The sequence below is a fragment of the Paenibacillus sp. FSL R7-0179 genome (assembly GCF_038002265.1).
Taxonomy (GTDB): Bacteria; Bacillota; Bacilli; order Paenibacillales; family Paenibacillaceae; genus Paenibacillus_AQ.
Window position 1 is genome coordinate 972,868 of the sequence record NZ_JBBOCC010000001.1, and the last position, 12,506, is coordinate 985,373.

Below are 12,506 nucleotides of genomic sequence, written 5' to 3' on the forward strand. Positions count from 1 at the left end.
TTGCCGCCGTTATCAGAGCAGGGTCCCGTTCCGCTTAGCTAAGTGAACGCACTGCATAGACTTCCTTACAGAATCCGCGCAGCCCGTTATAAATTCTGGCCACCTTGGAGTGCTTGGAGACAAGACCAAATACGGTCGGACCGCTCCCCGACATCAGCACGCCATCTGCACCCAGCTTCAGCATCGCTTCCTTGAGCTGCTGCACCTCAGGGTGGAGCTTCAGCGTCACTTCCTCCAGCACGTTGCCAAGACCCTCACAGACGGCTGAGAAGTCACCGGCCTCCAGAGCCTGCTGCATGCGCAGTGCGGACGGATGCACCGCTATGTTGCCGGCGCGCACGCGTCCGTATACCTCTGCCGTCGATACATTGATCGGCGGCTTCGCCAGGATGACCCACATTTGCGGCGGATTCGCGATTGGAGTCAGCCGTTCGCCCCTGCCCGTAGCCAGGGCAGTACCTCCCGTGACGCAGAACGGGACGTCTGAGCCCAGCTCAGCGCCCAGTTCCTGCAGCTCGTGCACCGGGATGCCCAGGCGCCAGAGACGGTTCAGGCCGCGCAGCGTAGCCGCGGCATCGCTGCTGCCGCCGGCGAGGCCGGCAGCGACCGGAATTCTTTTGTCCAGATGGATATGTACTCCGCTTCTGACGTTATACCGGTCCTTGATCAGCCTTGCCGCCTGGAAGGCCAGATTCTTCTCATCCAGCGGAATATATCCGGCCTGGCTTGAGATAATAATCGAATCCCGCTTCAGCTCCGACAGCTCCAGACGGTCCGCCAGATCGACCATTGTCATTATCATTTCCACTTCATGAAATCCGTCAGCCCGCTTATGCAGCACATCCAGCATCAGATTAATTTTTGCCGGTGCCTTCTCATACATTTTCAAGGCGTTCACCCACCCTCAGCTTTTCCCGTACAAAACAACTTAACATATTATATGAGAAACTGACAATGAAGTCCATTAAATATACATCCGGTTCTAAGAAGCAGAAAAGGTACCGCCCGCAGGCGATACCCGGTGCGGCATGACACCGCTATAACAACTTACAATTTCCGCGCAGCAGCCTGCTCTGCCAGCTGAATCGCCCGCTTCACCATATTCCCGGCGTCCACTGCCCTGATCCCGCCCCAGCCCTCCTGCTCAACCGTTTCGTAGAACCCAAGCTCCTTCGCCAGCTCCGTCTTCAATTCCTCCGACATCATGCTCCGTCTTCTGCGGCTCATTACGAATTCCTCCCTTGTATGCTGCTCTATGATGAACGTACTGCCTGTATAGTATGCAGCCAGAAGGCCAGTGTCATTCAGCAGAATTCAGGAAGACCCCAACATGCAAAAAACAGCCCCCCTGCAAGGGAGACTGTCATGACGCTAAGCTTTGATATACATAATCCGCATCTGCCCATCGTCTTCGGTAACTGTGATTTCCACAGATTCAGTAAGTATATCGGCATAGCTATAGGAGACACGCTTGAATGTCTGCTGCTCCTGATCGAGTTTGACAATAAATACAGAAGGGTACGTTTCTTCCAGGACACCGGTGCGTTCAACGGTCTTCCGACGGCCACCGTTAGCCCGCAACGTGATCTTATGACCGACGTGAGCTTCAAGACTGCGTTTAATTTCCAACAGCGCGTTATTAGCCATTGCCTGACGACCACCTCTTTCCTTGTCCATTATACAACTTCTATAACCACTTGTCAAATTAAATAAATAATTATAGATGATGACAAAAAAGTTGTCAACGGAATTTTTTTAGGCGAAGAAAGTCCTGATCTAAACACCTTGTTATCTGTAATGATGACTGGTTGCTCCCTTGGTCATCTTGTGTCAGAAGCTGCTTCCTTAACAGCAAAAATAGGATAAGCACGAATGCTTACCCTATTCCTTCGACCTGTTCAGTTATCGCTTGCCCGGTTACAGCACGGAAGGTGCAACCTTCAGCGTAGCCAGGTTCTGGAGCTGGGGCATTCCGATCCGGAAGCTGCCCCGCGTCTCTATTCCGCCCATCCCCTGATTGCCGCTGATCGTATGGCTCAGTACATCGCTTAAGTTCACCGTATCCCGGATGGAGGTAAAAGAGGCCTTGGCCGCGATATACACCGGGTCCAGAGCATGAATGAGTATTCTGCCCGGGGAGCTGGCGAAATTGGCACCATTGCCCAGAAGAGCCTCAAAGTGCGACTGGCAGGCTCCGGCTACGATCGTCAAGGCATCGAAATTTCGCTCATATTCACGGGCCACCCGGATCGCTGCCACAAAATTCTGTGAATTCTTATAACTGCTCAGACTGTACAGATCATAATTCTGCTGTTGCTTAAGTACTCCATCATGGCCGGTAATCACTACGATATCAGGACGCACTCGGGGCAGCAGACGGTACAGCGTCTCCGCCATTTTGGATTCGTTGACGTGATGTCCCTCCGCCGGTATACGCAGCTGCTCGTAGAGGCTCAGGCTCTTCTTCAGATAGAGCGCATCCCCGTCCAAATGCAGGACCTTGCCCGGCACTTCAAAGTAAGCCGCCTCCTTCGGAGATGGGCCCCAGGTCCCCGTAGACCCCGATACGCTCTCACCGCTCCGCTGGCTCTGGATCTGCCGGTCTTTACGAAGCCAGCTTAGTGATTCTGTTGCCTTGATCTGCGCACGCGCTCCCCGCTCGGTAACCCGTGTAGGAGGCACCTGAACCAGATCCTCCAGCGGGGAATCCGCCAGAAGACGAAACTCCGTGCCTTTAATGACTGCTCTATTCTGCAATATATTGTCTACCCGGAAGGTCACATCGCCGCCATAGGATTTACGAATGACCAAGTCTCCTAGATTCATTACAACACCACCTCTACCCCATGTTATGGGCAAAGGCCCCGGTTGGTTCATCCACCGGGAGGGTTTTCTGTATTCTATGCGATACCTGCGGCCAGAAGAACCGCACTGAGCCGCGCATACTCTTCAATGCTAAGCGTCTCGCCGCGCCGCGACGGTTCAATTCCGGCTTCGGAGAGCAGCGCCTCCAGGCGCTCCCGCCCTTCTTCCGGAAAGTAGCGGGCCTTAAGATTATTTGCAATCGTCTTGCGCCGCTGGGTGAAGGAGGCCTGAACCACATCAAAGAAATGCTTCTCGTCCGCTACCTCTACCGGTGGACGTTCTCTGACCTTCAGCCGGATCACAGCCGATTCCACATTCGGCTGCGGGATGAAGACTGTACGCGGCACCATGCAGACCAGCTCAGGCTCGCTGTAATACTGGACGGCAATACTCAGGCTGCCGTACTCCTTGCCGCCTGGAGACGCCGCCATACGCTCAGCAACCTCCTTCTGGATCATGACTACGATATTATCCAGCGGCAGCTTCTCCTCCAGCAGCTTCATCAGGATGGGAGTAGTCACATAATACGGCAGGTTAGCTACGACGCTAACCCGGTCCCTGCCCGCGAAATCCTCAGCGAACAGCTCCTGCAGATTCACCTTCAGCACATCGTCGTTACGGATCTTCACATGGGAATATGGCGACAGGACATCTCTAAGAATCGGAATCAGCCTGCGGTCAATCTCTACCGCAGTGACAGCCCCGGCTGTCATCGCCAGCCGTTCCGTCAGTGCTCCGATCCCCGGCCCAATCTCAAGCGCACCGGCTGTGCTGTCCAGTCCGGCGGCATCCACGATTTTATCCAGAATATTCTGATCAATCAGAAAGTTCTGGCCCAGGCTTTTTTTGAAGGAGAATCCGTAACGCTGAATTATCGCTTTGGTTCTTGTTGGGGACGAGATATTCTCGATACCGCTCATGAAGTAATGCCTCCCTGATCAATTTGGGCGAGGGCCTGCGCGAATTCTTCGCGGGTAATGCCGAACATCGCCAGACGTTTGTACAGCTGCTTGCCATTGCAATAACCGATACCGAGCAGATTGCCAAGCTGCATTCTGCGCTCAGCCGCCCGGGGATGCACCATCAGCCCTGCGGCCATGAGTTCATCCAGCCCGATGATAGCCGGTGCCCCCTCGAAGGAGGTATGTACATGCTCCAGCGCATGGCGGATAGCCTCAGGCGAAGCATTCTCTATTCCGACATCCCCCTTGCGGGTAGCATCCTTCTCCGGGATGAAGGCATGCTTGCAGCCCGGCACCTTGGCCGCGACGATTTTGCGGATTCGCTCTCCGGCATGATCCGGGTCGGTAAGAATGATAACACCCCGGCGCTCCATGGCCAGCCTGATCTTGGCAATGACCCTGCTATCCACTGCCGAACCCCCGGTTTCAATTGTATCGGCCTCAACCGCCCGCTTAACGGCAACGGTATCACTTTTCCCTTCAACCACAATTAGCTCTTTAATCATAAATAATTTTACTCCTTACTCCAGAACGCAAAAAGAAGAGGATTCGCTCCCCTTCTTTTTGGCTAAAGAATGTATAAGTGATGAGCGGCAGCTCTCTAAAATTCCGTAAGTGCTTCCCTCACTATATCGTATTAACCGTTAATTTGCAAAAGACATTACTTTTAGTTCAGCTCCGGCTTCACAGGTCCGATCACATAAAGTGTGCGCGACTTGCGGCCGAAATTACGGGCATGGCTCAGCGAATCGTAATAGACATCCACCTTGTTGCCTTTGATGGCACCGCCGGTATCCTCTGCTCGGCGAAACCCTAATCCTTCAATGTACACCCACCAGCCAATTGGTATAACACTGGGATCTACAGCTATAGTGCGGCCTTCCGTTACGCGTGTGCCGGAGGCAGTACGTGTTCCAATACCCGGTTCCTGCGACGAATACGCGGTCATGGATACGTTTTTGATCATTCTTTTATACTCGAAATCCACACCAGCCTTACTGGTAACATTGCTGGCCTTTGCGCTGGCTTTAGATGACTTGGAGGTTGTTACAGGTTTGGAGACTTTGGCAGTAACTACGACGGGCTTAGGAAGCGGCTTGGTTCCAATGGCAATGACTTTGTCCTTGGTAACCGTCTGTACTTCCTTGCCGATCATGCGCATGGATGCCAGCTCGCCATCTTGATAGATCTTCTCGATGTGCTGAATCATTACGCCAGGCCTACCTGCCTGTGCCACTCTTACGGTTCCCTTGGTCAATGAGGGGTCTGCTGTCTTAATGACCCGGAAAGGCAAATTAGTTGTCCGTTGGACCACATGCTTGTTAATCCGGACAATTTTGATTTCCATGTCTGCAGATACTGCGGTGTCTAGCGAAGGGTAAATCTTGTCTAAGCCTTCCAGGCTGTAGCCCAGCTTGCTGATGGCCTGACCAATGGTATCCTCGGTCGTAAATAACGTCTCGGTCTTTCCGTCTACGGTAAGAGCGAACTTTTGCGCAGTGTTAATCACGATACGGTCGCCGTCTTTTATTTCATCACTAAGGCCAATAGATAATTCATCATGCGCCTGCAGCGTAATCTGTTCCTTAGCCAGCACATCACTGAACAGCGTTTCCCGCGTCTCCAGTGTCTGTACCTGTCCGTCTATTACTAGGGTAATTTCTTTTTTGCTCAGACCGTGTACGTACAGCAGTATTAACAGTGCGATAACAATCGATGCCACACCGGCAAGTAAAACTACGCGGGGATTTACTTGCTTCAACCGTAATGCGAAAGACCTGCTGGATGATTGCGAATCATGGGATACCTCTGGTTGGAATACGCCCACTCTTTCCATCCTCCTTACATAGCCCCGTCGTCCAAGTTATATCAAGGTAGACTGTATCATTTCTGACGAAACTAGGTTTGAGTTTGCAACAGGATACGCCCGCACTTGCTTCAGCGTTTCCTGCTCATGGATCGCCTGCTCGGCATAGGTACTCCGGAGATCTGTTATATAACAGTATGCCGGGAGCATCCTCATTATTCAAAACAAAAGAAGCCTAAAAAAGAGTTCATAGAGGACTCTTTCGTGGCTTCCCGGTGTCGAATACGTCGGAATGCTTATGCACGAGGTTTCCTCTCTTACTTGCGCTTACGGGGTTAGCTGTCGGGTTCGGACATAAGAGAGACGCCCTATCTCAGGTCACCCGCTCACGGCGGTTGCCCTCAAATTCACCCCAAGACCACGTAAAGAAATCAAATAATGCCTGCGGCAATTCTGCGTTAGTACTCTTGTACGTTCATGCGGCAGAGCATTATTGGTTCCCCCATTCTCCACTTCCGGAGACTCAGCGAGACGATCCATGAAATTAGTGACTGTCACAGTTACAACAGCTCACTGCACTGAAAAGATGATATCCTGTTTTGATACATGTTGTAAAGGACGATTCAACCACGTTTACGTAAAAAAATGATTAAAATATTGTAATAATCGGCCGTTTTTCCGTTATAAAAGTTTAATATATCCGCTATACTTCATTTTTCACCGCTTTTACTCCCGTTTTCAGAGTATTCCAAATCGTTCCAGTGCGTTCGCATACGTAATTTCCGCCAATTCCTGTAATTCAATCCCTTTTATTGCCGCGGCCGCCTCCGCTACCAGTCTCACATGAGCAGTCTCATTTCGCTTGCCCCGGAAGGGGTGCGGAGTCAGATATGGGGAGTCGGTTTCGATCAACAGCCGGTCCAGCGGAGTCTGGGCAAGCACCTCTTTGGGCACACGTGCATTCTTGAACGTAATCGGTCCTCCAAAAGAAAGATGGAAGCCCAAATCAAGACACATTTTGGCACTTTCCCAGCTGCCGGAGAAGGAGTGCATTACGCCGCCAACCTCGCCTGCCTTCTCCTCTCGTAGGATGCGGATCACATCTTCATGAGCATCGCGGTTATGAATACAGATTGGCATCTTCAGCTCACGGGCCAGCCCGATCTGCTTGCGGAATACTTCATGCTGCACATCCTTAGGGGAGGTGTCCCAATAGTAATCCAGTCCAATCTCACCGATGGCAACCACCTTGGGATGAGTGCACAGGGAGGCGATCCATTCCAGATCTCCGTCCTTCATCGTGATGGCATCCTGAGGATGCCAGCCAACAGCTGCATAAATATAATCATATTTCTCGGCAAGCTGCATGGTCGTCGGTATCGTGTCCCGGTTAAAGCCGATGTTGATCATCTTACTGACGCCAGCTTCCAGTGCCCTGGCAATGACCTCTTCGCGGTCTTCGTCGAATTGTGGAGCGTCCAGATGGGTATGGGTGTCGAATAACTGCATTACATTACATCCTTTCGGCCTGTTATTGTATCTATAATTCCAAGCTTGATCGGTTATTTGGCAAAAATCTCTGCGATGGACGCCGGCAGCTGTGGAAGGGCTTTCTGCAGCCTATCCTGCGGAAAATACAGATGGTGTCTGCCGCGGTGAATACCGCTGATGGAGCGGACAATATCCGAGACCTCGGAGATTTCCCTCAGCCGCTCATGCTTGTCCAGAAGCAGGATCTGCTTGCTGTCAAAGCCGTCTCCCGGACGGAATACGTCATAAGGAAGATCGGTGGGATAATCAATTTCCAGGTCATAATCGGGCCGGAGTCCCGCACCGGCAAAGCTGCGGCGGATTTCGCCAATTCTGTCTGCATCGAGATGCTCCATCTCTACATATTTATACAGTTTACGATGGATAAACCGGCTGCACAAGTCGCTCAGGATCTCATCCTCCTCCAGCGTCCACTGCATGAAGGCAGTCTGCATCAAGGCTTCATCCAGCAGCAAATACTGCCCGACCGTTACCTCTCCGCTGAACAGATCACTTAAAGGCTCGATCATGAAACGGAAGGCATGCTGCTGCTGCACCAGTTCCTTGGCCCGGCGGAGAATCTGTCTGAGAATAATCTCTGAGCTGCGGGTTACCGGATGGAAATAGACCTGCCAGTACATCTGATACCGCGACATCAGGTAATCCTCAATCGCATGCATCCCCGATTCCTTCACAACCACCCGGCCGTCATAAGGACGCAGCATCCGCAGAATCCGGTCGATGTCGATGGTTCCATAATTCACCCCTGTATAATAGGCATCCCGCAGCAGATAATCCATCCGGTCAGCATCAAGCGGTCCCGACACCAAATTGACAACAATTTCATGCTCATAGGTTTTAGAGATGACCGAGGCCACTTTACCGGGGAAATCTTCAGCCACATCACGCAGAATAGCAGTGATCTCTGTATCCTCCAGAATGATACGGCAGGTCCAGTCTTCATGATCCATTTCGAAAGCTTCTTCTATAGAATGTGAAAAGGGGCCATGCCCCAAATCATGCAGCAGTGCCGCACATAGGGTAAGCAGTCTCTCCTCCGGCATCCAGTCCTTGTAGCCGCTCCGTTCAAACTGGGAGATAATCCTCCGCGTAATCTCATATACCCCCAAAGAATGGGAGAACCGGCTGTGTTCCGCCCCATGAAAGGTCAAATAGGAGGTGCCCAGCTGCCGGATGCGCCGCAGACGCTGGAACTCCATAGTATTGATCAGTCTCCAGATAATAGTGTCCTGTACGTGGATATAATTGTGAACCGGGTCCTTAAATACCTTCTCTTCTGACAGCGGTTGCTTCATGAAATCATCTCCTTTTCTTGTTATATATACTACATTGTCGCTATTTGTCGAATAATAGCGATTTATACACTGCCAAATCGACAACATCTTCATAAGCTATTTTAGAGTGATTTCCCCGGTCAAACGCGGAATAAATGTAGTCTCAAAAGATTCCTTAAAATTAGCCTGAAAAAAGGTTGACTGTTTTGGGAATGGTTGGTATTATAAATATCATAAAACAGTGAAGAATGTCGAATAATGACGCTTTTGAACATTGAGAGGAGCAACGATTGTAATGATGAAATCAACAGGAATTGTACGTAAGGTAGATGAGCTTGGACGGGTCGTTATTCCAATTGAATTGCGTCGCACCCTGGGCATTGGAGAAAAAGATGCGCTCGAGATTTACGTGGACGGTGAGCGGATCATGCTTAAGAAATACGAGCCTGCTTGCATTTTCTGCGGCAATGCTGAGAATGTAACTTACTTCAAGGGTAAAATTGTTTGCCATGAATGCATTTCGGCTATCCCTACCCCTGTGACAAACTAAAATAAATAGGGTATAATAGGAACTAATCCAATTGTTAATTCTAACCTTTTTATATCTCCTTGGCCTCCCGTTCGCGCGGGAGGTATTTTTTTTATGTGCTTTTTGGGGACTTTCCCCGGATACCCCTTTTTTTAAAAAAAATCTAACGGACCGAAAAGACCTTATTCCCACGAGAACGCCACCTTTTGCAGCGTAACGGACTCAGACGACCTTATCGTCCTTCTACGAGTCGTTTTGGAGCTGAATGGCAGGGGATAAGGTCCTTGGGGTCCGTTAATCGCCCAAGTGACGACTTTCTTCCCGGATAAAAGCACCTCAGTCCGTTACGCTAAGCCAAACGCTCATAAAGAACACCCCCCCGATTGGAACAGTTGTAATAAACTACATTAAAAAACCAATAAAAGGGACAAAACAATCCATATAAGTGTACGTAATACATTTATTTCATTGGATGTTCAGATGATTAAACCCATTTTTAGGTTTTTTCTGGAATTGGAATAACTACAGACCGCAGTGTTCTAACTCCGCTCCAGCAGTTCATTATAAATATCACGCTTGGACAAACCACGGTCGGACGCTGCCTTTTTCATAGCATCCTTACGCGTTAAGCCTGAGGTTTCATAGTGAGCCACATGTTCCCCGGTACTAAGCTGGCGCCACCAGGAAGACTCGGCCAGCTCGGCCTCCTCTTTACTCTCTCCCTCCAGCACGATCACGTATTCGCCAAGCGGGGGATGCTCCTCCAGCCAGGCCAGACATTCCTCAATGCTTCCGCGCAGGAACTCCTCATACCGCTTAGTCAGCTCACGCGCTAGTGTGATCCGGCGGTTGCCGAAGGCCTCCTGCAAATGAACAAGGGTCTTGGCAACGCGGTGCGGGGACTCATAGAAGAGGAGTGTCCCTTGGGCAGAACGCAGAGGTGTCAGAACGGCACGGATATCCTTGCGCTCCCTAGGTAAGAAGCCGATGAATGTAAAGCTGGCCGTAGGCAGTCCTGAGGCAATCAAAGCCGACAATGCTGCATTCGCCCCAGGCACCGGAATCACCGGAATCTGCTGGCTGACAGCCAGAGCTACCAGATCAGCACCAGGGTCGGAAATCGCCGGCAGACCGGCATCGCTGACGAGTGCCAAATTTTTACCTTCTATTATATAGCGTATCAGCTCCGGTCCACTGGCAGCCTTGTTATGCTCATGGTAACTGAACAGCATGGACGGTGTAATTTCAAAATGGCTCAGCAGCTTACGCGTCTGCCTAGTATCCTCAGCGGCGATAATATCGCATTCCTTCAGCATGCGTACTGCACGATATGTCATATCTTCCAGATTGCCAATCGGCGTAGCCACCAGATACAGACTTCCGCATCCTTCGGGCTTCACTCCGTCATTATTATTTTGAAAGCTGCTTTGGCATTGTATGGTCATTGGCTCGTATCCTCTTTGTTCCCGTAATAAATATCCATAATCTCAGGGCAATATTGATTGTCCTCATTATATACGATTAAAGGCGGTTGTAAACGCACCTCCGGCCTCCCGTCACGCGCAGCCTCAATCAGAACCATATTTGCTTCCAGATGGGCGCGGGGATGTACGAAGCGGATCAGCTTCGGCTCCAGCCGGTGCTTCCGCATCAGACTGATAATGTCCGCGAGGCGCTGCGGCTTATGCACCATGCTAACTTTGCCTCCGGTACGGACCAGCCGGACACAGGCTTGAATGACCTCCTCCAGGGTACAACCGATTTCATGGCGGGCCATCGCCTGATGAGAATTCAGCTTCAGATCGCTCCCATTCAGCGGCATATAAGGGGGATTCACCGTGATCGCATCGTATACGCCATAGCCCGCTGTATGATGAAGCTCCCGCAAATCGCCCTCATGAATCTTCACCCGCTCCTCCAGACCGTTAAGCGATACACTGCGCCGGGCCATGTCTGCCAGACGGGGCTGAAGCTCGATTCCTTCAATCGAGGCCTTCGTCCGTGTAGTCAGCAGCATAGGAATTACTCCGTTACCCGTACACAGGTCAAGCACCCGTCCGCGCGGCGGTACACCCGCGAACCGTGCAAGCAGCACGGCGTCCATCGAGAAGCTGAATACTTCATCACTCTGGATAATTCTCAGATCATGGGTGAGCAGGTCATCGATCCGTTCTGCTTCATGCAAGGGTACTGGTATATTGTTTATTAAATGGGTCATTGTAATGTAATCTCCTAAAAGTTTTTGTTGAGCATATGCTCCGGAAGCATAGCCTTACATTCAAAAAAACCGTAGGCGACAATCTCCTACGGCTGGATATCCTCATTTATTAAGAAAAGAAAGGCAGAACAGACAATCGCCTTCCGTCCGCAAATGCCCAAAGTAGACATTACAGATGTGGAAGCCTTCGTGATACAGCCGGGCCAGGTTATCATAGCCTTCCCCGACAACCTCCTCTTTCCCTTCGGCAGCAAGTATAGCCTCCGCCTCCGCAGACAGTGCGGCCTTATCTACAGGCGCTTCCCTTTTCAATATGATACGAAGTTGCTCGTTCTCCAGACTCAGCTTCTGATTTGCTTCCATCAGCTCTTTGACCGTCTGCTTCCAATCGCCCAGAGTGGTGCGCATTTCATCCATCTGCGCTTCCATCTCCTGCATGTGTGTAAATATATTTTTCTTCTCCAAGTTTCCACCCCGAAAGTAACCTTATAATGGTTTACTTGACGACAACATCATCCATTGGAAGTTCTTTAACTTTACCCACTTCAAACAGCTGCACATGAACTGTACGGCTGCCGGCATTGATACCGACTACCTTGCCGTCCCCCATTGAAGTAACGACCATTTTGCCTACAGCCGGCATTTCTTCCTTCGTGCTCTCATAATTATCATGCTCAAACTTCAGACAACACATCAGCCGTCCGCATAATCCCGAGATCTTGGTCGGGTTAAGCGACAGATTCTGATCCTTCGCCATCTTGATGGACACCGGCTCGAAATCACCAAGCCAGGAGGAGCAGCAGAGCACCCGTCCGCATGGGCCTAGTCCGCCCAGCATCTTGGCTTCATCACGTACACCAATCTGCCGGAGCTCAATTCGGGTACGGAAAATACTGGCCAGGTCCTTCACCAGCTCGCGGAAATCCACGCGGCCCTCGGCCGTGAAATAGAAAATAATCTTGTTGCGGTCAAACGTAAACTCCACATCCACCAGCTTCATTTTGAGGCCATGATCGCGGATTTTATTTAAACAGGTGGTAAAAGCATCCTTCGCTGCACCCTTGTTCTCTTCCACCACGCGCGCGTCGGTCTCGCCGGCAATACGCATGACTTTCTTGAGCGGCAGTACAACGTCAGCTTCCTGCACCTCTTTTTTGCCTACGACAACCTTACCGTATTCGACTCCTCTTGCTGTCTCTACAATCACGCATTGATCGCGTTCAATCGGGAAATCAAGCGGATCGAAATAATATATTTTACCCGCTTTTTTGAAGCGGACACCTACTACGCTGTACAAAAA

At 50.8% G+C, this 12,506-nt stretch carries 14 protein-coding genes and 1 riboswitch; of the genes, 1 reads left to right on the top strand and 13 read right to left on the bottom strand.

Going from position 1 to position 12,506, the window contains the following annotated elements; all coding sequences use genetic code 11:
* Positions 1-34 precede the first annotated feature (34 nt).
* The 9 genes from ispE to MKX63_RS04210 all read right to left on the bottom strand — a co-directional run bounded on the left by ispE (position 35) and on the right by MKX63_RS04210 (position 8,480).
* Positions 35-889, bottom strand: coding sequence for a 4-(cytidine 5'-diphospho)-2-C-methyl-D-erythritol kinase (gene ispE / locus MKX63_RS04170; RefSeq protein ID WP_341015465.1), 855 nt, complete (start codon positions 887-889; stop codon positions 35-37).
* Between the two features lie 158 nt (positions 890-1,047).
* Positions 1,048-1,227, bottom strand: a complete 180-nt coding sequence (locus MKX63_RS04175) for a small, acid-soluble spore protein, alpha/beta type (RefSeq protein ID WP_036723967.1) — start codon at positions 1,225-1,227, stop codon at positions 1,048-1,050.
* A gap of 144 nt (positions 1,228-1,371) precedes the next feature.
* Positions 1,372-1,647 (bottom strand): biofilm formation stimulator Veg, encoded by a 276-nt coding sequence (gene veg / locus MKX63_RS04180; RefSeq protein WP_036696386.1) that lies wholly within the window; start codon positions 1,645-1,647, stop codon positions 1,372-1,374.
* 270 nt (positions 1,648-1,917) lie between these two features.
* On the bottom strand, positions 1,918-2,826 hold the full coding sequence (yabG, locus tag MKX63_RS04185; protein ID WP_341015467.1) for a sporulation peptidase YabG: 909 nt from the start codon (positions 2,824-2,826) through the stop codon (positions 1,918-1,920).
* Between the two features lie 74 nt (positions 2,827-2,900).
* Positions 2,901-3,785: a 16S rRNA (adenine(1518)-N(6)/adenine(1519)-N(6))-dimethyltransferase RsmA gene (gene rsmA / locus MKX63_RS04190; protein ID WP_341015468.1), complete on the bottom strand. Its 885-nt coding sequence runs from the start codon at positions 3,783-3,785 to the stop codon at positions 2,901-2,903.
* Positions 3,782-4,333 carry a ribonuclease M5 gene (gene rnmV / locus MKX63_RS04195; RefSeq protein WP_341015469.1) on the bottom strand — a complete coding sequence of 184 codons (552 nt, stop codon included), beginning with the start codon at positions 4,331-4,333 and terminating at the stop codon, positions 3,782-3,784. The genes rsmA and rnmV overlap by 4 nt, the downstream gene beginning before the upstream one ends.
* Before the next feature lie 161 nt (positions 4,334-4,494).
* Positions 4,495-5,655: a 3D domain-containing protein gene (locus MKX63_RS04200; RefSeq protein WP_341015470.1), complete on the bottom strand. Its 1,161-nt coding sequence runs from the start codon at positions 5,653-5,655 to the stop codon at positions 4,495-4,497.
* Positions 5,656-5,943: 288 nt separating this feature from the next.
* Positions 5,944-6,173: riboswitch (cyclic di-AMP (ydaO/yuaA leader) on the bottom strand.
* Between the two features lie 199 nt (positions 6,174-6,372).
* Positions 6,373-7,143 (bottom strand): TatD family hydrolase, encoded by a 771-nt coding sequence (locus MKX63_RS04205; protein WP_341015471.1) that lies wholly within the window; start codon positions 7,141-7,143, stop codon positions 6,373-6,375.
* A gap of 53 nt (positions 7,144-7,196) precedes the next feature.
* Positions 7,197-8,480 carry an HD domain-containing protein gene (locus MKX63_RS04210; RefSeq protein ID WP_341015472.1) on the bottom strand — a complete coding sequence of 428 codons (1,284 nt, stop codon included), beginning with the start codon at positions 8,478-8,480 and terminating at the stop codon, positions 7,197-7,199.
* Between the two features lie 274 nt (positions 8,481-8,754).
* Between MKX63_RS04210 and MKX63_RS04215 the strand changes: the two genes are divergently transcribed.
* The gene (locus tag MKX63_RS04215; RefSeq protein WP_019914502.1) at positions 8,755-9,009 is read left to right on the top strand and encodes an AbrB/MazE/SpoVT family DNA-binding domain-containing protein; all 255 of its coding nucleotides are present in this window, start codon (positions 8,755-8,757) and stop codon (positions 9,007-9,009) included.
* 518 nt (positions 9,010-9,527) lie between these two features.
* Here MKX63_RS04215 and rsmI read toward each other — a convergent pair.
* The 4 genes from rsmI to MKX63_RS04235 all read right to left on the bottom strand — a co-directional run bounded on the left by rsmI (position 9,528) and on the right by MKX63_RS04235 (position 12,503).
* Complete coding sequence (gene rsmI / locus MKX63_RS04220; protein ID WP_341015474.1) at positions 9,528-10,433, bottom strand: 16S rRNA (cytidine(1402)-2'-O)-methyltransferase; 906 nt, start codon at positions 10,431-10,433, stop codon at positions 9,528-9,530.
* Complete coding sequence (locus MKX63_RS04225; RefSeq protein WP_341015476.1) at positions 10,430-11,206, bottom strand: tRNA1(Val) (adenine(37)-N6)-methyltransferase; 777 nt, start codon at positions 11,204-11,206, stop codon at positions 10,430-10,432. Before MKX63_RS04225 ends, rsmI begins: the two co-directional genes overlap by 4 nt.
* Positions 11,207-11,308: 102 nt before the next feature.
* Positions 11,309-11,671 carry a DNA replication initiation control protein YabA gene (gene yabA, locus MKX63_RS04230; protein WP_209994356.1) on the bottom strand — a complete coding sequence of 121 codons (363 nt, stop codon included), beginning with the start codon at positions 11,669-11,671 and terminating at the stop codon, positions 11,309-11,311.
* A 31-nt stretch (positions 11,672-11,702) separates the two neighbouring features.
* On the bottom strand, positions 11,703-12,503 hold the full coding sequence (locus MKX63_RS04235) for a PSP1 domain-containing protein (RefSeq protein WP_341015478.1): 801 nt from the start codon (positions 12,501-12,503) through the stop codon (positions 11,703-11,705).
* Between the last annotated feature and the right edge of the window lie 3 nt (positions 12,504-12,506).